22 protein-coding genes and 3 tRNA genes are annotated in these 21,415 nt (G+C 57.3%); 7 read left to right on the forward strand and 18 right to left on the reverse strand.

What is annotated here, in order from left to right; translation table 11 throughout:
• Positions 1-25 precede the first annotated feature (25 nt).
• Together sufE and ACSJLU_RS10875 are read left to right on the forward strand one after the other, a co-directional pair.
• Positions 26-442 (forward strand): cysteine desulfuration protein SufE, encoded by a 417-nt coding sequence (gene sufE / locus ACSJLU_RS10870; RefSeq protein ID WP_025302647.1) that lies wholly within the window; start codon positions 26-28, stop codon positions 440-442.
• Positions 443-738: 296 nt separating this feature from the next.
• A complete protein-coding gene (locus ACSJLU_RS10875) occupies positions 739-1,752 on the forward strand; it encodes a L,D-transpeptidase family protein (RefSeq protein ID WP_025302648.1) in 1,014 nt (337 codons plus the stop codon).
• Between the two features lie 140 nt (positions 1,753-1,892).
• On the opposite strand, the gene ACSJLU_RS10880 is transcribed toward ACSJLU_RS10875, so the two are convergent.
• The 7 genes from ACSJLU_RS10880 to ACSJLU_RS10910 all read right to left on the reverse strand — a co-directional run bounded on the left by ACSJLU_RS10880 (position 1,893) and on the right by ACSJLU_RS10910 (position 6,499).
• A complete protein-coding gene (locus ACSJLU_RS10880; protein WP_004931354.1) occupies positions 1,893-2,129 on the reverse strand; it encodes a major outer membrane lipoprotein in 237 nt (78 codons plus the stop codon).
• 308 nt (positions 2,130-2,437) lie between these two features.
• A complete protein-coding gene (gene pykF / locus ACSJLU_RS10885; RefSeq protein ID WP_025302649.1) occupies positions 2,438-3,850 on the reverse strand; it encodes a pyruvate kinase PykF in 1,413 nt (470 codons plus the stop codon).
• A gap of 393 nt (positions 3,851-4,243) precedes the next feature.
• The gene (locus ACSJLU_RS10890) at positions 4,244-4,549 is read right to left on the reverse strand and encodes a cupin (protein ID WP_025302650.1); all 306 of its coding nucleotides are present in this window, start codon (positions 4,547-4,549) and stop codon (positions 4,244-4,246) included.
• Between the two features lie 121 nt (positions 4,550-4,670).
• Positions 4,671-4,747 (reverse strand) — tRNA-Val (locus ACSJLU_RS10895).
• A gap of 20 nt (positions 4,748-4,767) precedes the next feature.
• Positions 4,768-4,844: transfer RNA gene (locus tag ACSJLU_RS10900), tRNA-Val, on the reverse strand.
• Positions 4,845-4,864: 20 nt separating this feature from the next.
• Positions 4,865-4,941: transfer RNA gene (locus tag ACSJLU_RS10905), tRNA-Val, on the reverse strand.
• A 181-nt stretch (positions 4,942-5,122) separates the two neighbouring features.
• On the reverse strand, positions 5,123-6,499 hold the full coding sequence (locus ACSJLU_RS10910; RefSeq protein ID WP_043141143.1) for an MATE family efflux transporter: 1,377 nt from the start codon (positions 6,497-6,499) through the stop codon (positions 5,123-5,125).
• Positions 6,500-6,738: 239 nt separating this feature from the next.
• Here ACSJLU_RS10910 and ACSJLU_RS10915 point away from each other — a divergent pair, with 239 nt between their 5' ends.
• Entirely contained in the window at positions 6,739-7,389 is a 651-nt protein-coding gene (locus ACSJLU_RS10915; protein WP_025302652.1) for a riboflavin synthase, read from the forward strand.
• A 54-nt stretch (positions 7,390-7,443) separates the two neighbouring features.
• Complete coding sequence (locus ACSJLU_RS10920) at positions 7,444-7,737, forward strand: I78 family peptidase inhibitor (RefSeq protein WP_016927929.1); 294 nt, start codon at positions 7,444-7,446, stop codon at positions 7,735-7,737.
• Positions 7,738-7,810: 73 nt separating this feature from the next.
• On the opposite strand, the gene cfa is transcribed toward ACSJLU_RS10920, so the two are convergent.
• Complete coding sequence (gene cfa, locus ACSJLU_RS10925) at positions 7,811-8,962, reverse strand: cyclopropane fatty acyl phospholipid synthase (protein ID WP_043141148.1); 1,152 nt, start codon at positions 8,960-8,962, stop codon at positions 7,811-7,813.
• 343 nt (positions 8,963-9,305) lie between these two features.
• The gene (gene punC / locus ACSJLU_RS10930; protein WP_049204292.1) at positions 9,306-10,517 is read right to left on the reverse strand and encodes a purine nucleoside transporter PunC; all 1,212 of its coding nucleotides are present in this window, start codon (positions 10,515-10,517) and stop codon (positions 9,306-9,308) included.
• A 123-nt stretch (positions 10,518-10,640) separates the two neighbouring features.
• Between punC and punR the strand changes: the two genes are divergently transcribed.
• The gene (punR, locus tag ACSJLU_RS10935; protein ID WP_025302655.1) at positions 10,641-11,585 is read left to right on the forward strand and encodes a DNA-binding transcriptional activator PunR; all 945 of its coding nucleotides are present in this window, start codon (positions 10,641-10,643) and stop codon (positions 11,583-11,585) included.
• Here punR and purR read toward each other — a convergent pair.
• On the reverse strand, positions 11,582-12,607 hold the full coding sequence (gene purR, locus ACSJLU_RS10940) for an HTH-type transcriptional repressor PurR (protein WP_025302656.1): 1,026 nt from the start codon (positions 12,605-12,607) through the stop codon (positions 11,582-11,584). The genes punR and purR overlap by 4 nt on opposite strands.
• Before the next feature lie 324 nt (positions 12,608-12,931).
• Here purR and cydH point away from each other — a divergent pair, with 324 nt between their 5' ends.
• Entirely contained in the window at positions 12,932-13,021 is a 90-nt protein-coding gene (gene cydH / locus ACSJLU_RS10945; protein ID WP_019455989.1) for a cytochrome bd-I oxidase subunit CydH, read from the forward strand.
• A 61-nt stretch (positions 13,022-13,082) separates the two neighbouring features.
• Here the strand turns inward: cydH and sodB are convergent, their stop codons facing one another.
• Both sodB and ACSJLU_RS10955 read right to left on the reverse strand, forming a co-directional pair.
• Entirely contained in the window at positions 13,083-13,661 is a 579-nt protein-coding gene (gene sodB / locus ACSJLU_RS10950) for a superoxide dismutase [Fe] (RefSeq protein WP_004931333.1), read from the reverse strand.
• Positions 13,662-13,859: 198 nt separating this feature from the next.
• Positions 13,860-14,678, reverse strand: a complete 819-nt coding sequence (locus tag ACSJLU_RS10955; protein WP_043141154.1) for a C40 family peptidase — start codon at positions 14,676-14,678, stop codon at positions 13,860-13,862.
• Between the two features lie 416 nt (positions 14,679-15,094).
• On the opposite strand from ACSJLU_RS10955, the gene ACSJLU_RS10960 reads away from it, so the two are divergent.
• Positions 15,095-15,442 (forward strand): Grx4 family monothiol glutaredoxin, encoded by a 348-nt coding sequence (locus ACSJLU_RS10960; RefSeq protein WP_004931329.1) that lies wholly within the window; start codon positions 15,095-15,097, stop codon positions 15,440-15,442.
• A gap of 68 nt (positions 15,443-15,510) precedes the next feature.
• Here ACSJLU_RS10960 and rnt read toward each other — a convergent pair whose 3' ends face one another.
• From rnt to ACSJLU_RS10990, 6 genes are all read right to left on the reverse strand, one after another.
• Positions 15,511-16,194, reverse strand: coding sequence for a ribonuclease T (gene rnt, locus ACSJLU_RS10965; protein ID WP_049295485.1), 684 nt, complete (start codon positions 16,192-16,194; stop codon positions 15,511-15,513).
• A 79-nt stretch (positions 16,195-16,273) separates the two neighbouring features.
• Positions 16,274-16,681 carry a lactoylglutathione lyase gene (gloA, locus tag ACSJLU_RS10970; RefSeq protein WP_004931325.1) on the reverse strand — a complete coding sequence of 136 codons (408 nt, stop codon included), beginning with the start codon at positions 16,679-16,681 and terminating at the stop codon, positions 16,274-16,276.
• A gap of 336 nt (positions 16,682-17,017) precedes the next feature.
• Entirely contained in the window at positions 17,018-18,121 is a 1,104-nt protein-coding gene (locus ACSJLU_RS10975) for an alkene reductase (protein WP_025302658.1), read from the reverse strand.
• 87 nt (positions 18,122-18,208) lie between these two features.
• The gene (locus tag ACSJLU_RS10980) at positions 18,209-18,814 is read right to left on the reverse strand and encodes a TetR/AcrR family transcriptional regulator (RefSeq protein WP_089180521.1); all 606 of its coding nucleotides are present in this window, start codon (positions 18,812-18,814) and stop codon (positions 18,209-18,211) included.
• A gap of 117 nt (positions 18,815-18,931) precedes the next feature.
• Positions 18,932-20,569 (reverse strand): phosphoethanolamine transferase EptA, encoded by a 1,638-nt coding sequence (gene eptA, locus ACSJLU_RS10985; RefSeq protein WP_025302660.1) that lies wholly within the window; start codon positions 20,567-20,569, stop codon positions 18,932-18,934.
• Positions 20,570-20,708: 139 nt separating this feature from the next.
• On the reverse strand, positions 20,709-21,350 hold the full coding sequence (locus ACSJLU_RS10990; RefSeq protein WP_025302661.1) for an NAD(P)-dependent oxidoreductase: 642 nt from the start codon (positions 21,348-21,350) through the stop codon (positions 20,709-20,711).
• Positions 21,351-21,415 lie beyond the last annotated feature (65 nt).

Here is a 21,415-nt window from a genome sequence, read left to right on the forward strand (position 1 = left end):
TCCCCGGCGGTACAAAAGGATCCCCATGGCGAATTTGCCGGACAAAGATAAATTGGTGCGTAATTTCTCCCGCTGTCTGAACTGGGAGGAGAAATACCTGTACGTGATTGAACTTGGCGCCAAGTTGCCGCCGCTGGACGAGGCCGAGCGGCAGGCCGGCAACCTGATTTCCGGCTGTCAGAGCCAGGTGTGGATCGTGATGCGTCTCGATGAGCAGGGGCAGGTCGAGTTTCACGGCGACAGCGATGCGGCGATCGTCAAAGGGCTGCTGGCGGTGGTGTTTATTCTTTATCGTCAATTAACGCCACAACAGATCGTCGATCTCGATGTGCGGCCGTTTTTCGGCGAACTGGCGCTCAGCCAACATCTGACGCCTTCACGCTCGCAGGGGCTGGAGGCGATGATCCGTGCCATTCGCAGTAAAGCGGCGCAGCTGGCCTGATCCTTAACGCCTTTCTCCTCAAGGCTCATTGATATATTCGCTTTGTCAATGAGTCTTTACAATCCGTTGTTTTCCCCAGGAACCATCCCCCAATTCAGTGATATTTCAGCAGCTTACCTATTGACGTTTCGTTGACAATCAACGATGGTGATTACGTTATAACGTGTTGATTTTTAGAGAACTTATTGCCTTTGATGCCAGCGTTGCTAGTATTAATCAGGTATTGTCTGATTTACCCACCGTCGGGCGCTCGTTAGCCTTGGGGGCGAACCGTCATAAAAAATATAGGGATGATAATGAAACGTGCGTTGAGTTTAATGGGCATGGTCTTCGCCACCGTACTGGCCGGCACGCAGGCCGCCAGTGCGACCGAGTACCCGCTGCCGCCGCCAGACAGCCGTCTGATCGGTGAAAACACCACTTATACCGTACCAAACGACGGCCGTCCGCTGGAGGCGATCGCCGCCGACTACAAGATTGGCCTGCTGGGCATGCTGGAAGCCAACCCTGGCACCGACCCGTTCCTGCCCAAGCCAGGCACGGTACTGACCATTCCGACCCAAATGCTGCTGCCTGACACTAAGCGTGAAGGGATTATCGTCAATCTGGCCGAGCTGCGTCTTTACTACTACCCGAAAGGCGAGAACAAAGTGATCGTCTATCCGATCGGCATCGGCCAGACCGGGATGCACACGCCGCTGGAAGTGACCTCCATCAGCCAGAAGATCCCTAACCCGACCTGGACGCCCACCGCCAACATCCGCAAGCGCTATCAGTCCCAGGGCGTGACGCTGCCTGCAGTGGTGCCGGCCGGGCCTGAGAACCCGATGGGGCTGTTCGCCCTGCGTCTGGCGATGGGGCGCGGTGAATACCTGATCCACGGCACCAACGCCAACTTCGGTATCGGCATGCGTGTCAGCTCCGGCTGCATTCGCCTGCGTCCGACGGACATCGAAGCGCTGTTCAATCAGGTGCCGCGTGGTACACGGGTGCAGGTGATCAACGATCCGGTGAAGATTTCGGTTGAGCCGGACGGCAAACGCTATGTGGAAGTGCACCAGCCGCTGTCGCGGGTAGAAAGCGACGATCCGCAGACCATGCCGATCGCGTTGTCTAAAGCGGAGAAAGCCTTTGCTGCGGATGGTCAGACCGATCGCGCCGTGTTCGATAGCGCGGTTGTACGCCGTTCTGGCATGCCGGTGCTGGTCAACGTAGGGGAGAGCCCGTCTGAGGTGAGTTTAACGCCTGCAGCGGCGCCTGCGGCGAATAAGAGCCCATTCAAGGCAGCGCCAATCAGTTCGGTGAACTAAGTTTGCAAGATTGAGCGGTCGAAGAGGGGTTCAGCGTGCTGAACCTCTTTTTTTGCCCGCTATGCAGGAAAAATCAGTCCAGGATACAGGCGAAAAAAAACGGCGCACAATGTGCGCCGTTTTCAATAACCAAAGCTATCTTACTTTTTGTAAGCGTGAGCTTGGTTGTCCAGACGCTGGTTAGCGCGTGCTGCGTCGTCTTTAGCAGCTTGAACGTCAGAACGCATTGCGTTCACGTCGTTGCTCAGCTGATCAACTTTAGCGTTCAGAGTCTGAACGTCAGAAGACAGTTGATCGATTTTAGCGTTGCTAGAGCAGCCAGCCAGCAGAGTGGAACCCAGGATTACCGCGCCCAGTACCAGTTTAGTACGATTCATTATAACACCCTCTAGATTGAGTTAATCTCCATGTAGCGTTACAAGTATTACACAAACTTTTTTCGAAAGAGAATAATTTTTTAGTGTTGAGGTGCTTTATTTTGATCGTTCGCTCAAACTTGCATCTGGTTTTACAAATTAGTTAAAAAAACGAGGGAAAACAGCCGGCTTCCATGGGACTACTCCGATTCTTTATTAGCTAAATAATGAGCGGTCCGCGGTTGCGTTTTGAGAAAAATAGGTTACTGCTGATAAAAAAAACGCCGCAAAGCGGCGTTTTGATCAAGGCAATTATGTCACGTTTTATATTACAGCACGTGTACCGAGGCAGTGTTGGTGGTGCCGCTCGGCACCAGCGCGCCGGAAACCATCACCACGACGTCGCCTTTTTGCGCCAGGCCGCTGGCCAGCGCGGCTTCTTTACCGATGCGGTAGAAGTCGTCGGTAGAAGCGATTTCCTTGACCATCTGCGGGATGACGCCTTTGCTCAGCACCAGCTGATGCGCGGTAGTCTCATTGGTGGTCAGCGCCAGAATCACCGCGTTCGGGAAGTATTTACGCACGGATTTCGCTGACTTGCCGCCGCTGGTGGCGACGACGATCAGCGGCGCGTCCAGTTTCTCGGCGGTTTCAACCGCGCCACGGCACACCGCTTCGGTGATGCGCAGCTTGCGGCGATCGTTCAGGGAGTCGATGCGGCTTGGCATCACGCGATCGGTGCGCTCGCAGATGGTCGCCATGATGTTGACCGCTTCCAGCGGATATTTGCCCTTGGCGCTCTCGCCGGACAGCATGACAGCATCGGTGCCGTCCAGGATGGCGTTGGCAACGTCGCCGGCTTCCGCACGGGTAGGGCGCGGGTTTTTGATCATGGAATCGAGCATCTGGGTGGCGGTGATCACCACTTTACGCGCACGGTTGCATTTTTCGATCATCATCTTCTGGGCGAAGATCACTTCTTCGACCGGGATCTCCACGCCCAGATCGCCGCGGGCAACCATGATGCCGTCGGATGCTTCGAGGATTTCGTCGAAGTTGTTCAGGCCTTCCTGGTTCTCGATCTTGGAGATGATCTGGATCTGCTCGCCGCCGTGCGCTTTCAGGTGCTCGCGGATCTCCAGCACGTCGGAACGTTTACGGATGAAGGACGCCGCCACGAAGTCGACGCCTTGCTCGCAGCCGAAGATCAGGTCGCGTTTGTCTTTTTCGGCCAGCGCAGGCAGCTGGATGGACACGCCCGGCAGGTTGACGCCTTTGTTCTCGCCCAGGTCGCCGTTGTTCAGCACCTTACAAACGACTTCGTTCTCGGTCACGTTGGTGACTTCCATGCCGATCAGGCCGTCGTCAACCAGCACGGTGTTACCGATCTTCAGGTCGGCGGCGAAGCCGGCATAGGTGACCGCTACGCGATCGCTGTTGCCGATCACACTCTGGTCTGTGGTGAAGGTGAAGGTTTGGCCGGCGACCAGCGAGGCGTCTTTACCGCCTTCCAATTTCATGGTGCGAATTTCCGGGCCTTTGGTATCCAGCAGGATGCCGGCGTTGATACCGGTTTTCGCCATCACGGCGCGCATGTTCTTGATGCGGTTGCCGTGCTCTTCATAGTCGCCGTGAGAGAAGTTGAGACGCATCACGTTCATGCCCGCATTGAGCAGGTTGGTCAGCATTTCTTCCGATTCGGTTTTTGGACCGATGGTACAAACAATTTTGGTCTTTTTCATGGCGGAGTTTTCTACAAGTTGTGATGGATAAAAAAACGAATTTGACCGGCGCTATTTACGCCGATAGGGAATTTGAGCCGTGCCTGGTGGTGAAAAACATAGTTAAGGATAGGTGACGACAGTTGAAGTGGGGCGGAAAAATTCAGCCCGCGCGGGGGCGCGGAGATGCTGCGCAACGGGGTGAGATGAAATCGTGTTGTTATTGCGTTTTCGCAGATCAAGGGCTGAAACCATTCAACTGATAGACGTTGCGCATTATAAAGGCTAAGCGGCGGGAAACAAAATAAAAAACCGCAGCGGTGTGGCGGATATGTCAAAACGGGGGCAAATGTGGCGCAAATGCAACGCGTTGCGTACAGCTTGTTGCGCAAATAACCTTGCTGTAAATACGGCTTAGCGCGTTTGCGGGATTTCCAGCAGCACGCCGGCGCTCAGGCAGAAGCAGCCGCTGGCGACGTTGGCCGGCAGGATTAGGCTCTCGCCGGCCCGTACTGTCCGCGTATCGCCGCCGAGGGTGAACTCGAATTCACCCGATATCACCCGGGTTTGCAGCGCATGCGGGGGCTTTTGCAGTTGGCCAAAGGCGCCGGCCTCGAAACGCACTTCCGCCGCCGGCGAACCGTCGCTCATCACCCCTTCACGGCGGGCAAGGCCATTGTCGAGCGGTAAAAAGGCGGTTTTTGCGGTGAAGGTGGTCATGTGGCGTTCCTGATGGTGGATGGCGGTAGTTCGGCGCAATCGACATGAGAAATCGAGCGGTCGAGCAGAGACGAAACAACGGGAAGTATAACGCGATAGGGGGAGAGATAAATCAGCAATATGGTGCGTCCGAGTGGACTCGAACCACCGACCCCCACCATGTCAAGGTGGTGCTCTAACCAACTGAGCTACGGACGCACTGCACTGCTTCTGGAATTTGGTGCGTCCGAGTGGACTCGAACCACCGACCCCCACCATGTCAAGGTGGTGCTCTAACCAACTGAGCTACGGACGCACTGTACTGCTTCTGGAATTTGGTGCGTCCGAGTGGACTCGAACCACCGACCCCCACCATGTCAAGGTGGTGCTCTAACCAACTGAGCTACGGACGCATCTTTTCCTGTCTGTCATGGCTGACAGCGGGGACGAATATTAACGAGCTACCTGCGCGCTGGCAAGGGGAAAAGCGCAATTTTATTCGGTATTTCACGCGATTGCTGAGGTTGTGCGCAGTCCGGCGTTTTTTTCCGCAAACCGCAGCCCGGCCGGGTATGAAACCGGCCGGGAGCGGATTCAGCGCGTGGATCGCTGCAGGATGACGGCGGTCGGCTGTTTCTGCAGCCAGCGCATACGCAGCGCCATCATGATGGCGGCGAAGGTCAGGCCAATGATAAAGCCGATCCAGAAGCCGCTTGGCCCCATTGCCGGCACCACCACGTCGGTTAACGCCAGCAGATAGCCGCTCGGCAGGCCCAATACCCAATAAGCGATAAAGGTGATGAAGAAGATCGCTCGGGTGTCTTTATAACCACGTAGCACGCCGCTGCCGATCACCTGGATCGAGTCCGAAATTTGGTACAGCGCCGCCAACAGCATCAGCTGCGAGGCCATAGCCACCACCGCCGGGCTGTCGTTGTACAGCAGGGCGATCGGTTCGCGCAAGGTGGCGGTAAACAGCGCGGTGCAGACGGCCATGGTGATGCCGACGCCGATGGCGGAATAGGCGGCGACGCGCGCGCCTTCGACCGAGCCTTCCCCCAGACGATAACCGACGCGGATGGTGGCGCCGACGCCCAGCGACAGCGGCAGCACGAACATCAGCGCGCTGAAGTTAAGCGCGATCTGGTGGCCGGCGACCGCGACGATCCCGAGCGGCGAAACCAGCAACGCCACCACGGCGAACAGCGTGACTTCGAAGAACAGCGCCAGCGCCACCGGCATGCCGATGCCGATCAGGCGCTTCAGCGCTGCCCAGTCCGGGCCGCCGAGATCGCCGGCCTGGCGTTTGATGTCGCGCTGCGACGGCGCGCGCTTCACGTACCAGCGCATCATCAGGAACATGATCCAGTAGACGCTGCCGGTGGCGACGCCGCAGCCGACGCCGCCGAGTTCCGGCATGCCGAACTTGCCGTAGATGAAGATGTAGTTGATCGGGATATTCACCAGCAGGCCGAGGAAGCCGATCACCATGCCGGGCTTGGTTTTAGACAACCCCTCGCACTGGTTGCGCATCACCTGGAAGAACAGGTAGCCCGGCGCCCCCCACATGATGGCGTGCAGGTAGCCGACGGCTTTATCCGCCAGCTGCGGATCGATGTTGTGCATCATGTCGATGACGAACTTGCAGTTATACAGCACGACGATCAGCAGTACGGAGACGCCGGAGGCCAGCCAAAAACCCTGGCGCACCTGATGGCCGATACGATCGCGGCGGCCGGCACCGTTGAGCTGAGCGATAACCGGGGTCAACGCCAGCAGCAGACCGTGGCCGAACAGGATGGCCGGCAGCCAGATTGAGGTGCCGACCGCCACCGCCGCCATGTCGGTGGCGCTGTAAGCGCCGGCCATGATGGTATCCACCACGCCCATAGCGGTTTGCGATATTTGCGCGATAATGACCGGGATAGCGAGAGCCAATAAACTACGCGCTTCAATTAAGTACTTCTGCACGCATACACCTTTTCTATTTATATATGTGGGAGGGAGGGCTGCCGCGAGAGGACAACAATTAAAATAGCGGAATTTTGTCAAAAAGATTGTACCTGCTCGGCGTCGTTAAGCAAACGCCGCAGATAAATAGTTATTAAATGCGCAGCCATTCCTTTTTTACCGTCGCGGATTTGGTTTTCAGCGCCAACTGGGGCAAACTGCCGGTAGCGTTTTAACCTATTTAGCAAGAAGAGGCACATATGTTCACCGGTATCGTACAAGGCACCGCGCCGCTGGTCGCCATTGATGAGAAACCCAATTTCCGCACCCACGTGATCGAAATGCCTACCGAGCTGCTGCCGGGGCTGGAGCTGGGCGCGTCGGTGGCCCATAACGGCTGCTGCCTGACCGTCACCGCGGTGGAAGGCAACCGCGTCAGCTTCGATTTGATCAAAGAAACGTTGCGCCTGACCAACCTCGGCGATCTGGCGCTGGGCGACATCGTCAATATCGAGCGCGCGGCGAAGTTCAATGATGAAATTGGCGGCCATTTGATGTCCGGCCATATTATCTGCACGGCGGAGGTGGCCAAGATTTATACCTCGGAAAATAACCGCCAGGTATGGCTGCGCATGCCGGATGCGGAATTGATGAAATATGTGCTGCACAAAGGTTTCATCGGCATCGACGGCATTAGCCTGACCATCGGCGAAGTGGTGAATAACCGTTTCTGCGTGCACCTGATCCCGGAAACGCTGGATCGCACCACGCTGGGTAAAAAACGCCTCGGCGACAAGGTGAACATCGAGATCGATCCGCAAACGCAGGCGGTGGTGGACACCGTCGAGCGCGTGCTGGCCAACCGGGAAGCGACGCTGGCGGCGGCGGTGGCGCCGGCGCACAAAGACTGACAGCGATTCGGGCGTTGCCGCCGGAATCGAATCATAAGCAGAGAGGAGAAACGCGTGAAGTTTTATGGGAAAACGTTGTTGTTAACCGCGTTGCTGGCGCTGAGCGCCTGCAGCAGTTCGCCTGAGCAGGGCGCGGGCGCGCAAATGGCCGATGCGGACGATACCTGTGGCGCATCACAGTATCAAAACTTCGTCGGCAAACCGATGACCTCGCTGGAAGGCGTACGGATCGACGCCAAGGTGCGAGCCATTCCGTACAACTCTGCCGTCACCATGGATTTCAACCTGCGCCGCCTGAACTTCCTTGGCGACAGCGACGATAAAATCATCCGCGTTTACTGCGGCTAAGCCGTACGCTTCGAACGAGCAAAAAAGGCCCCGGCGATGTGACTACCGGGGCCTTTTTTGTCGGGCAAGTGGCTTAGCGGGCGACGCGGATGCCGCCTTCAACGCCTTTCGGGCTGAATACCACCTGCCACAGTTGCAGATCGCGCGCCCGGAACGCGCCGGCGCAGGCGTTCAGGTAATAGCTGAACATCCGCTCGAAGCGTTCGGAGTAGCGCGGGGCAAGCTGCGGCCACGCCTGTTTGAAGCGCTCGAACCAGGCCATCAGCGTGCGATCGTAGTCGGCGCCGATGTTGTGCCAGTCTTCCATCACGAAATGGCCTTCGCTGGCTTCGGCGATATGGCTCACTGAAGGCAGGCAGCCGTTCGGGAAGATATATTTGTTGATCCACGGATCGACGTTCATGTCGGTTTTGTTGGAACCGATGGTGTGCAGCAGGAACAGGCCGTGCGGCGCTAAATTGCGTTCTACCACATTGAAATAGGTGCGGTAGTTTTTCGGCCCGACGTGCTCGAACATGCCGACCGAGACAATGCGATCAAACTGCTGATGAAGATCGCGATAATCCTGCAGCAGGATCTGCACATCCAGCCCGGCGCAGCGAGCCTGGGCCAGCTTCTGTTGTTCGGCGGAAATGGTCACGCCGACCACCGACACGCCGTAATGCTTCGCCGCATAGGCAGAGAGGCCGCCCCAGCCGCAGCCGATGTCCAGTAAGCGCATGCCTGGCTGCAGCTGCAGTTTTTCGCAGATCATCCGCAGCTTCGCTTCCTGCGCTTCCTCCAGCGTGGTGGCGTCTTTCCAGTAGCCGCAGGAATACTGCATGTAAGGATCGAGCATCAGGGTAAACAGATCGTTGCCAAGATCGTAATGTTCTTTGCCGACGATCCAGGCGCGCTTTTTCGATTGCAGGTTGGTCAGGCGCGCGGCGGCGATCCGCAGGGTATCTTTCAGGTGGTGGGGAAGTTTCTTCTCCAGCCCGGCGCTGACCACGCGCTGGAAGAATATATCCAGCCGTTCGCACTCCCACCAACCGTCCATATAACTTTCGCCGAGGCCCAGTGACCCTTGTTGCAAAACGCGTTTAAAGAATTCGGGATTTTTAACCTGAATATCGAAAGGGCGCGATCCATTGATTTCGATACCGGCCAGACCGAGCATTTCGTGCGCGATGCGATACCACTGGTTATCCTGGATGCTCAGATCTTCTATACACGATGAACTCATAGCTTCTCCATCACCTTCTTCTGACTGATGACCCGTTAGGAAACAGCTTAGACAATTTCTGCGGGTGCATACGTATACCGACGGGAAATAAGCCCGCGGCGTCTGATATCCGACTATGAACAGAGGAAATTTAAAGAAACGACCCGACGCAAATGGCGCAGGATAAACGCCTCTTTAAAAAAGAGTGTGACGCAAGACGCGTACACAAGAGCTAATTGAGATATAGAGATTATAAGGTGTTACTTTATAAAGTTGTTTTTGAGTATAGGCGTGCCGAGGCGTTGACTCAACTGTAAATCGCACTCGGCGCGCATATTCTTTAAGTGATTATTAAGCTTGGCAATTATGACGCTGAGTTAGCATGTTTCCGCTGCGCCTTTTGCTGCGCATCGCCCGCTTTTCCCCGCTGGAGGAAATAGCCCAGCGCGGCGAGGATCACCGTAGACACCATCACCGTCACCGTCGCCAGCAGCGGCTGGGCAATAAACGCCGACACCAGCATGCTCGCCACAAAACACAGCCCCAACTGCAGCGTATTTTGCAGCGCGGCGGCTTTGCCGCTGCTTTCCGGGAACGGCATCAGCGCATTCGCCACCATGATCGGGTAGCCCGCGCCGTTGACCAGCGCCATCACGCAGAACGGGATCAGCAGCGTGGTGAGCGTCGGAGTGGTTACGGTCGCCACCAGATACAGCGCCACCATGCTGACACCATAAGCTACCAGCAGCCACGGCAGCAGGGTTTTGCCATTGATGCGTTTGAGCGCGGCGCGGCAGCCATAGCCCCCCAGCAGGAAAGCCAGCGTCTGCGGCACATAGCTCAGACCAATGTCGCTCGGGCCATAGCCCATATCACCAAGGATGAACGGCGAGCCGGTCAACCAGGCAAAGAAGCCGGCCGAGCAGGCGGCGTACATGGCGACGTTGCCGCTGAACACCGGGGATTTCAATAATTGCCAAAAACTGACGCTGCTTTTTGGCGCATCGGCGGCGGGTTGAGTTTTGGCGCGATCTTTGAGCAGCAACGTCGGCAGCAGCAGCAGGGCGGTGATAGCCAGCAACACGGCGAAGATCGCACGCCAGCTGGCGTGGTTAAGCAGCCAGGCGCCAAGCAGCGGCGCCAGCGCCGGCGACAGCGCGACCAGCGGCATGATGGTGGCGAATACGCGATTGGCCTGGCCTTCGCGATAGCGGTCGACCACCAGCGCTTGCCAGATGGCGGCGGCGGAACAGACGCCGACGGCCTGAATAAAGCGCAGTATCCAGAGCTGCACGGCATTTTCCACCCACAGCATGCCCAGGCAGCCGAACGCGAACAGCGTCAGGCCAATCAATAATACCGGTTTGCGGCCCAGCCGGTCGGAGAGCGGCCCCCACAGCAGCTGCGCGAAGGCGAAGCCGGCCAGAAATATGCTCAGGCTGGCGCTGACCGCGCCGGCGGATATTTGCAGTTCCTCCCGCATGGCGCCAAAGGCGGGCAGGTACATATCGGTCGCCAGATAACCCAGCATGCTCAGGCCGGCGAGATAGAACATAAAACCAAAGGAGTTTCGCATGGTATTTCTCGTTAATATTTTAGTGTCGCAGGTTTTTAGCGCCGGCCAGTGTATCCGGCTGGATCTCTGCTTGTGAAACGGTAATATTTGCAAAATGCTGTTAAAAAAATTGAAGGCAAAGCGATGTGGTCTGAATATTCTCTTGAAGTGGTTGACGCGGTGGCGCGCACCGGCAGTTTCAGCGCGGCGGCGCAGGAGCTGCACCGGGTGCCGTCGGCGGTGAGCTACACCGTGCGGCAGTTGGAACAATGGCTGGCGGTGCCGCTGTTTGAGCGGCGTCACCGTGATGTGGAGCTGACGCCGGCCGGCGCGTTATTTATCAAGGATGCGCGAGCTGTTATCAAAAAAATGCTCGACACACGCCGCCATTGTCAGCAGGTGGCTAACGGGTGGCGCGGTCAGCTGAATATCGCCGTGGACATCATCGTCAAACCGCAGCGCAGCCGCCAACTGGTGCTGGATTTCTACCGCCATTTCCCCGACGTTGAACTGATGTTGCAACCCGAGGTGTTTAACGGCGTGTGGGATGCGTTGGTGGACGGCAGGGCGGATATGGCGATTGGCGCCACCCGCGCGGTGCCGGTCGGCGGCGGCTTCGCCTTTCGCGACATGGGGGATATGAACTGGCTGTGCGTGGTCAGCCCGCAGCACCCGCTGGCACAATTGGCAGGGGCGTTGAATGACGATCGGCTTAGGCCGTACCCTGCGCTTTGTCTGGAGGACACTTCGCGCAATCTGCCCAAGCGTGTCACTTGGACGCTGGATAACCAGCGGCGGCTGGTGGTGCCGGACTGGACCTCGGCGTTCGACTGTCTGTGCGCCGGGCTGTGCGTCGGTATGATGCCGGCGCATCTGGCGCTGCCGCGGGTGCAGCGCGGTGAGTTGAAGGCGTTGCAGCTGCAGCAGCCGTTTCCCGCCAGCCCGTGCTGCCTGACCTGGCAGCAGGATAAACCGTCACCGGCGATGAGCTGGCTGCTGGCGTATCTGGGTGATGGAGAGACGTTGAATCAGGAGTGGCTGAGTGAGGTGGAGCCGGAAGCTGCGCAGGCTTCCGGCGCGGGGGATTAGCGGCGGTAGTCGATGAACGGGCCGTCGGCGACCGAGCGGCGTTCGATCAGCTTCGGATGCACTTCGATCACCTGCGACTCTTCGCGCTTGCTGATGATGCGATCTAGCAGCATGGTGAAGGCCATTTCGCCCAGGCGCTCTTTCGGCTGGTGAATGGTGGTCAGCGCCGGGGTGAAGTAGCGGGCGTTGCGCACATTGTCGTAGCCGATCACGGAAATATCCTGCGGCACGCGCAGGCCCAGCTCGTCGGCGGCGCAGATGGCCCCCATCGCCATGATATCGCCGCCGCAGAATACCGCGGTCGGCCGCTGTTTTTGCGACAGGATTTGGTGCATCGCCTTATAGCCGGACTCCGGCTCGAAGTCACCCTGGACGATCCACTCTTCGCGAATGTCGATATTCGCTTCCTGCAGCGCCTTCATAAAGCCCTGGTGACGGCCACCGCCGGTGTTGCGTGACAGTTGGCCGGGAATGGCGCCGATATCGCGGTGGCCGCGCTCGATCAGGTAACGGCCGGCCAGATAGCCGCCTTCGAACGCGTTATCGATGATGGTATCGGTGAAGTCGCCGCGCGCGGCGCCCCAGTCCATCACCACCATCGGGATGTTACGGTAGTCTTCCAGCATGCCCAGCAGCTGATCCGGATACTCGGAGCACATGACCAGCAGGCCGTCGACGCGCTTTTGCGCCAGCATCGCCAGGTAGGCGCGCTGCTTGTCGAGATTATTGTGCGAGTTGCACAGGATCAGGGTGTAGCCTTTGCTGTAGCAGCTGTTTTCCACCGCCTCGATCACTTCGGCAAAGTAGGGGGCTTCGCTCGAGGTGGCCAGCAGGCCGATCGACTTGGTGTGATTGACTTTCAGGCTGCGCGCCACGGCGCTCGGCGAGTAGTGCAGCTCTTTAATGGCGGCCCACACGGCCGCTTTGGTCTCTTCGGCGACGAAACGAGTCTTATTGATGACGTGCGAAACGGTGGTGGTGGAAACGCCCGCGCGTTTGGCCACATCTTTAATCGTTGCCATGTAAGGAATGACTCCTGAACTCACATGTTTACAGCATGTAAGTGTGATGTTAATCGTTTGCCTACGTAGATCCTTCTCCAGAGAAGCGAAAACTGAGTTTTTAGTGTGTTGAAGTCTTCAGCGCTTAATCAGGAGGGGCATGAATGCCGGTACGCAGTTGTGAACTGCGAATTTTGTCGCATATTGAACAAAAGTGGAAGAGGTAATCGAGATTATAAACCGGGAAATGATAACAAGATTTTATCGGCGAACTGTGGGAAAATGATTTGACGTACTAATTGTGCGCCTTTTATCCTTAGGAAAGCCCATTTTAAAGGAGTTGTCATGGATACCGAATTGAAGATGTCGCTGTTCACTACCGTCTGCGCGCTGGCGGTCATTATCGCTTTCAGCTTCGTTGCCGCGTTGAACTGATTTACCCCCGGTTATAAAAAAGGCGCAGCCAGGCTGCGCCTCATCACCTCAGAACCTGCGCTTACGCCAGGTTTTCCGCTGCGAAGGTCCAGTTGACCAACGCCCAGAAGTTTTCCAGGTATTTTGGACGCGCATTGCGGTAATCGATGTAATACGCATGTTCCCACACGTCAACGGTCAGCAGCGGTTTGTCTTCACCGGTCAGCGGGGTGGCCGCGTTGGAGGTGTTGACGATCGCCAGCGCGCCGTCCGGTTTTTTCACCAGCCAGGTCCAGCCGGCACCGAAGTTTTTCACTGCGGCATCGGTGAACTGCTCTTTGAACGCAGCGAAAGAGCCGAAGGATTTGACGATCGCTGCCGCCAGTTCGCCCTGCGGTTCACCGCCGCCCTGTGGTGACAGGCAGTGCCAGTAGAAGGTGTGGTTCCACACCTGCGCGGCGTTGTTGAAGACGCCGCCGTTAGAGGTCTTGATGATCTCTTCGAGCGATTTGCCCTCGAACTCGCTGCCTTTCACCAGGTTGTTCAGGTTAACCACGTAGGTGTTGTGGTGCTTGCCGTAGTGGTATTCCAGGGTCTCGGCGGAGATGTGCGGCTCGAGCGCGTTTTTCTCATACGGTAATGCAGGTAATTCAAACGACATTGCTTCCTCCTTTACAGCGCCATTCGCCTCTCGCCGGGCGAGAGTCATATGGGCCGTTTTTTATTGTGGTCATTCAATCTTAACAATTTTCATCATAAAAAACAGGAAGAAAAGCGAGAAATGCGCGTGGGGAGGTGCGATGGGCGATAGCTTGAGCAGGCGGTTGCGACCGGGGCCGCAACCGCACAGAGCAGGGAATTAACGGATAGTTTTCGGCGTTACTACGCGGCGTGCGCCGATGTAGTGGTTCTGCCAATAGTCGTTGTCGAGCTGGCTGATGCGGATCTCTTCACCGGTGCGCGGTGACTGGATGAATTTGCCGTTGCCGAGGTAGACGCCAACATGGTCCGCCACGCCGCGGTTGTTGATGCGGAAGAACACCAGATCGCCGCTTTCCAGTTCGCTTTTCTTGATCGGCGCCGCGTCGCGCAGGTGATACATCTCGTTGGCGGTGCGCGGCATTTTGATTTTCACCACGTCTTTATAGGCGTAATAGATAAGGCCGCTGCAGTCGAAGCCGGTGCGCGGCGAACTGCCGCCCCAGCGATAAGGCTTGCCCATCTGATCCATCAGCTTGGCCATCGCGGTCTGCTTGGCGTGTTGGTAGCGTTTTTTGTGCGCCGGGCTAAGTTTTAACGGCTTCTCGTCACGCACCAGTTTAGCGGTGGCCATACCGGCTTCGCGGTGGCGACCATAGCCTTTTTTATAGCCCTTCTTCGGCGGGGTGACTTTAATCTTGGCAGTTTTCTGCGCTTTGGCCTTGGGTTTTGCGCTGGCGATCTTTTTCGCGCTTTTCTCGCTTTTCGCCTTGGCGGTCTTGGTTTTTTTCGCGGGGGCCGTCACTTTGGCTTTTTTAGCGGCTTTGTCCGCTTTCTTTTTTCTGCGGTCATCGGGCCGCGCTTCATTAGCATGGCTTTTACGCTGCTCGGCGGCAACACGCGCCTGTGGCGCAGCGTGCGCCAAATTGAAGAAGAGCTGCGTAAACAGCAGCGCAAAGAGCGTAAGAATTAAACGCATGTCGACGTCACCAACCTTGGCCCCGAAGCGGATATCGAAAGAGTTACAGTATTCCCGAATTTCGCCATATAAAACAGCGAAGAACTCATAAATAATAATCCATATTGTGAGAAAACGTTAATGACATTTTTTTTGTTTCAAAATCAGCCTGTTGGTGTATAAAAAAGCGCCAGTCGGCGGTGGCGGATATAATTAAGTCGCGCCGTCATCGCGGCGCAATATATTAGTGAAATGGTCGGATTAAAAATGTTATTCTCAACGTATGTTTTGACCGGAATGACGTGGCCGGTGAAACGCGATCGGCGGCGGGCGAATATCCTTGCAAAAGATGGCGTTTTCTTGCGACTGTTCCAGCCGCTACAATAGCCCGCGTGATGCATGTTGTAGCCATGAAATGTGGCTTGAGGAAGCAATAAATGACGACGACACTTGAAAAAATTCAGCACCAGATCGCTGAAAACCCGATTCTGCTGTACATGAAAGGTTCGCCAAAGCTGCCGAGCTGTGGCTTCTCCGCGCAGGCAGTGCAAGCGCTGTCCGCCTGCGGCGAGCGTTTCGCCTACGTGGATATTCTGCAAAACCCGGACATCCGCGCCGAATTGCCAAAATACGCCAACTGGCCGACGTTCCCGCAGCTGTGGGTAGACGGTGAGCTGGTCGGCGGTTGCGATATCATCATCGAAATGTATCAGCGCGGCGAACTGCAGCAGCTGATCAAAGAAACGGCAGAAAAGTATAAAGCGCAGGAAGACCAGCAGTCTTAATCGACAGGCTTGTGGTTATCGCGTAACGGGCGGCGCCAGTGCAAACTGGGCCGCCTTTTTTGTTGGGCTTATTCGGCGAGATCGCCGGCGGGCAGCGGCCAGCCGCCGAGACGTTTCCAGCGGTTAACCAGCTCGCAAAACAGCAGGGCGGTTTGCTCGGTGTCGTACAGCGCAGAGTGCGCCTGGCTGCTGTCGAACGGCATACCGGCGGCGATGCAGGCTTTCGCCAACACCGTTTGGCCCAGCACCAGGCCGCTCAGCGCAGCGGTGTCGAAGGTGGCGAACGGATGGAACGGATTGCGCTTCAGGCCGGCACGTTCGGCCGCGGCCATCAGGAAGCTGTGATCGAAGTTGGCGTTGTGCGCCACGATAATGGCCCGGTTGCACCCGCGCTCCTTGAGCCCTTTGCGCACCGCTTTGAAAATGGCGTGCAGCGCGTCGTATTCGCTGACCGCGCCGCGCAACGGGTTGTGCGGATCGATGCCGTTAAACGCCAGCGCTTCCGGCTGCAGGTTGGCGCCCTCGAAAGGCTCCACGTGGAAGTGCAGAGTCTCGTCCTGCTGCAGCCAGCCATCTTCATCCATTTTCAGCGTCACGGCGGCGATCTCCAGCAACGCATCGGTATTGGCGTTGAAGCCGGCGGTTTCAACATCTATTACTACGGGATAAAACCCACGAAAACGACCACTCAGGGCGTTAAGATCACTTTTTTCGGCCATCAGTTTCTTATCTTCATCGAATGCAGCGCGCATTATGGCAAATTTTGCGCCCGGTTGCAGGCGCTATCGCGCGGAGAATCAGCAGGGCGCCAGCGCGCCCTGAAGGGGTGGCTTAATGGCCGAGGCCCTGACCGGCGTGTTTGTTTTCGATCAGCTCAATTTTGTAGCCGTCCGGATCTTCGACGAAGGCGATCACCGTGGTGCCGCCTTTCACCGGGCCGGCTTCGCGGGTGACCTTGCCGCCTGCGCGACGGATGCTGTCGCAGGTGGCGGCAACGTCGTCTACGCCCAATGCCAGGTGGCCGAAGGCGGTGCCCATATCGTAGCTGTCAGTGCCCCAGTTATAGGTCAGTTCGATAACCGCGCCTTCGCTCTCTTCCGTATAGCCGACGAAAGCCAGGGAGTATTTGTACTCCGGGTTTTCGCTGGTGCGCAGCAGACGCATGCCTAATACCTTGGTGTAAAAGTCGATGGCACGTTGCAGGTCACCGACGCGGATCATGGTATGGAGTAAGCGCATAATTCCTCTGAATTGACTGTGCCGTGGCAGACGGCGGGTGGATTGAAGCACAAGCGAGTATAGCCTTGTCCTACAAGGGAATTCAATGTGACGAATGAGTGACAATGTCACCTGTCGGGGTTGGAGCGGTGGTGTTTAAATATTGATCGAACTTACCGATCGATACGAAGTAATTGATCTGCACAATCAATTATCAATTCCCCACATAACCGTGTAGAAATTGAACTGCAGCATAAACAACACCAGGGAACCCCGGCCCGCCTTGTGCGGGCCTTTTTGCGCGCGACGCATAAAAAAACGGCCATGCGATTGCGTGGCCGTTGGGGTCAGGACGGGTTACTTCGCCAGAAACGGATAGTCGGTATAGCCTTCGGCACCGCCGCCGTAGAAGGTTTCTGGCTTAGGTTCGTTCAGCGGGGCGTGCTGACGGAAACGCTCGACCAGATCCGGGTTGGCGATATAGCTGCGGCCGAAGGCCACCGCGTCGATGAAGCCTTTTTCGATTAACGCTTCGGCTTTTTCGGCGGTGTAGGCGCCAGCGCCGACGATCACCCCTTTAAAGTGGGCGCGCACCGAGTCGCGGAAGGCGTCGGAATACGGCTTGCCACCGGCCCAGTCCGGTTCGGAGATGTGCAGGTAAGCGATGTTGCGCTTATTCAGCTCTTCCACCAAATACAGCGCCGCTTCTTCCTGATCTTCACCGTTGTCCAGCCCATTGAACGGCCCCAGCGGCGAGATACGAATACCGATGTGCTCGGAACCCCATTCGGCAATGGTGGCATCGACTACTTCCAGCGTCAGGCGGGTGCGGTTCTCAATGCTGCCACCGTATTGATCGGTACGTTGGTTGGAAGCCGGTGACATGAACTGGTGCAGCAGATAGCCGTGGGCCGCATGCAGTTCGATGAAGTCGAAGCCGGCGTCACGCGCGTTGGCGGTCGCCTGGCGGAAATCGTTAACGATGCCCGGGATCTCGCTGGTTTCCAGCGCGCGCGGCGTAGAGGTCGGTACGCGTACCCAGGCGCCGGTTTCATCACGCACGGTGGTGCGGGTGTCGGCGTTGATGGCCGAAGGCGCGACCGGCGCTTGCCCGCCCGGCTGCAGGCTGGCGTGGGAGATGCGGCCTACATGCCACAACTGTACGGCGATGTGGCCGTTTTTGTCGTGTACCGCCTGCGTGATGTGTTTCCACGCGGCGATCTGTTCCGGGGTATGCAGGCCTGGCGCACCGGCGTAGCCTTTCGCCTGGAAGGAGATCTGCGTCGCTTCGGTCACGATCAGGCCGGCGCTGGCGCGCTGCGCATAATATTCCGCCATCAGTGGCGTAGGAATATCGCCCGGTTCGATGCTGCGCAGACGCGTCAGCGGAGCCATAAACACGCGGTTGGGCAGGGTGACGGCGCCAACCTTCAGCGGAGAGAGCAATTTTTCAGTCTTCATAGTGCATCCTGTATTTAATAGACCGGTCGTCTAGTGATGGGCGATAAAAAAACACGAACTGCATTTTCACGAAAAAAGACGGTGGTGTTACGGCTGCGGCGGGCGCAGCAGCAACTCGATGCTTTCCAGCGCGCTGGTTAACGGCGCCAGCGAGTGACGGATCTTGGCGCGCAACGAGGCGCCGAGCCACAGTGAATACAGCGTTTCTGCAGTCGCCGCGGGGCTCATGGCCACCGACAGCGAGCCCTCTGCGATACCGCGCTCGATGGCCTCCTGCAAGTGGCCGATCACGCGAGCGGTGCCCGTTTCCAGCGCATGGCGCATCGGTTCCGACAGATCGCTCACCTCGGCGGAAAGCTTCACCGCCAGGCAGGCGTTATGGCATTCGCTGCGGCAGTGATAGCTGATAGCCTGGGCGTAATAGCCGAGCAGCTGGTGGCGGGCATCGCCGCGTCTGTCGGCAAACAGCGCCTGCATCTGTGCGTCATAATGCGTGAAATAGCGTTGCAGCATCGCTTCGCCGAAGGCTTCCTTCGAGCGAAAATAGTGGTAGAACGAGCCTTTCGGCACGCCCGCGGTAGCCAGCAGTTCGCTCAGCCCCATGCCGGTAAAGCCCAGGCGCAGGCTGAGGGTTTCGCCGGTGGCGAGCAGATGTTCACGTGTATCCACGTTGCAATGCGTTGATTTGGTCATCATGGCGCCGAGTATAATAGACCGATTGGTCTAGGTCAATGGGAATAAAAAAACCGGCGCACAAAACGCCGGTTGTCTGCAAACTATTGTGCCCCAGCGGCACGCGGAAGTTAAGCGCTACGCCGCGTTGCGGCAACGCTGCAGGATATCCAACTGGGATTGATATTCGCGGGTCTGTACGTTCAGCATGCCCAACAGGGTGTGGAACAGGTTGTCCTGCGACACGTCGTCCTTTTCCGCCAGCGTGTTCAGGCACTGGCGATCAATGCCGAAATTGCGCTGATAGTCGGCAGACATCCACATCAGGAAAGGCACGTGCGTTTGCTGACTCGGCGCGAAGACATAAGGCGTGCCGTGCAGATACATGCCGTTTTCCCCCAGCGATTCGCCGTGATCGGATAAATAGACCAGTGCGGTATTGAACCGATCGTCATACTGCCGCAGCAGCTTGATGGTGGCATCGAGCATTGCGTCGGTATACAGGATTGAGTTGTCGTAGGTGTTCACCAGCTGTTCATGGCTGCAATCCTGGATCTGATTGCTGTTGCAGGTTGGCGAAAACGTCTGGAATTCTGGTGTGCTGCGGCGGTAGTAAGCCGGGCCGTGGCTGCCCATCTGGTGCAGCACGATCACGCCGTCGTCATTCAGACTATTGATATAGTCGTTCAGCTTGTACAGCAGCACGTTGTCCATGCAAACCTCACCGTCACAGTCCTGCGGCAGTTTCAGCTTGGTCATGTCCACGTGCGGCACCCGGTCACAGGCACCTTTGCAGCCGCCGTCATTATCGCGCCACAGCACATTGACGCCGGCATGCGCCAGCACGTCGAGCATACCTTCTTGATGCGTTGCCTGAGTCGCGTCGTACTCCTTGCGGGGCATGTTGGAGAACATGCAGGGGACGGAGATCGCCGTTTCGGTGCCGCAAGAACTGGCGTTCTTGAAGTAGACCACGTCGTCCTGCTTCAGGCGCGGGTTGGTTTCGCGCCCGTAACCTCCGAGGGAGAAGTTTTCGGCGCGGGCGGTTTCGCCCACCACCAGGATCACCAGCGTTTTCTTGGTCTGCTTGGCGATCAGCGGCCCTTTACGCGCGTCTTCACCGATCTTGACCAGCGGCAGATTGCGGGTGAAGTAACGTTGTTCGGTAAACTTGATGGTGCCGGCCACGAAGTTGGAAGGCGTCAACATCTTCACCACGCTTTTATTGTTGCGGATCAGCGAAGCGTAGTCTTTGTAGAACAGCGCGGCGACGATCAGGATCACCACCAACGACAGCATGACGTTAGCGGCGCGCAGCCCGACCATGTACCACCAGGGGCGAGTCTGGCGAATTTGGGTGAAGCAGACCGCTACCGCCGGCAGAATGCCGAGCAGCGCCAGCCACAATCCCATGCGCGGCGTCAGCAGCGCGGTCGCCTCCTGCGGGTTGGTTTCGAAGGCGTTTTGCATCATGTTGCCGTCGATCACCACACCATAGCTGAACATGAAATAGTTGGCTGCGGCGCTGCCGAGCAAGAAAAAGATGATCAACGGCTTACGCAGGTAGGGCACGGTCAACACGCTGAAGATAATATTCAGCGCACAGAAGATCACCACCGGCATGCTCGCCGCGAAAATCACGCTGTGGACGCTATCGAAGGTGATATATGACCAGGCGCGATGCAGGAATAACGCGTTTTGAAATAGAGTGAAGAACAGGGCGGTGGCGAGGGTAAAACCGAGGCTGTTGCACTGTAAGCGTTGACGTAACCACATTGCCAATGTCGGGATCCTGAAAGTAGATAATGTCGTGAAATCTACCGGATGAAACTTAAGAAAACCTTAGAAATTCAGAATACTGGCGACGGAGAATACGTGAAAACCGCCAGGCCTTATGGCCTGGCGGTGGGGCAGTTTAGTAGGCGGCGGTGAATTGCGCGCGAATAAATTGAGGTTTTTCAATCTCATCAACGATAGCGACCGCCAGATCTTCCACCGAAATGCTGGCCGGCGCGTCGCCGTTCATCAGCAGTTGCGTGGTGCCGAGGCGGAACTGGCCGGTGCGTTTGCCCGGCTCCAGCAGGGCGGCCGGCGAGAGATAGGTCCAGTCGAGTGCTGATTCGTTGCGCAGTTTATTGCGCAGATCGCGCACCGCCTGCGCGCCGGGGCGGATATTTTCCGGGAACTGCGGCGTATCCACCAGTTCAACGCCCGGCGCCACTTCCAGGCTGCCTGCGCCGCCCACCACCAACAGGCGCTTGACGCCTGCCTGCCCGACAGCGGTAAGGATCTGCTGGGCGCCGCGCGTAGTCTTCTCATACAGGTTGTCTTCGCCCCAGCCGGGATTGTAGGCGCTGATCACCGCATCCTGACCGTGCAACTGCCCCGCCAGCCAGGCGGTGTCGGCGACGTCGCCCAGTGCGATGGTCAGATTGGCGTGCTCCGGCAAATCTTTTTTCTGGCGGGCGATTGCCGTTACCTGAATACCGCGAGCCAGCGCTTCATCTACCACGCGGCGGCCAACAAAACCGGTTGCTCCAATAATGGCTACTTTCATCTGTATGCTCCTTCGGGGATAGGTTCAGTATCGTAAGGCAGGCCGATGTGCCTGCTGCGTGGTGT

This window comes from Serratia bockelmannii (genome assembly GCF_051803255.1).
Classification (GTDB): Bacteria; Pseudomonadota; Gammaproteobacteria; order Enterobacterales; family Enterobacteriaceae; genus Serratia; species Serratia bockelmannii.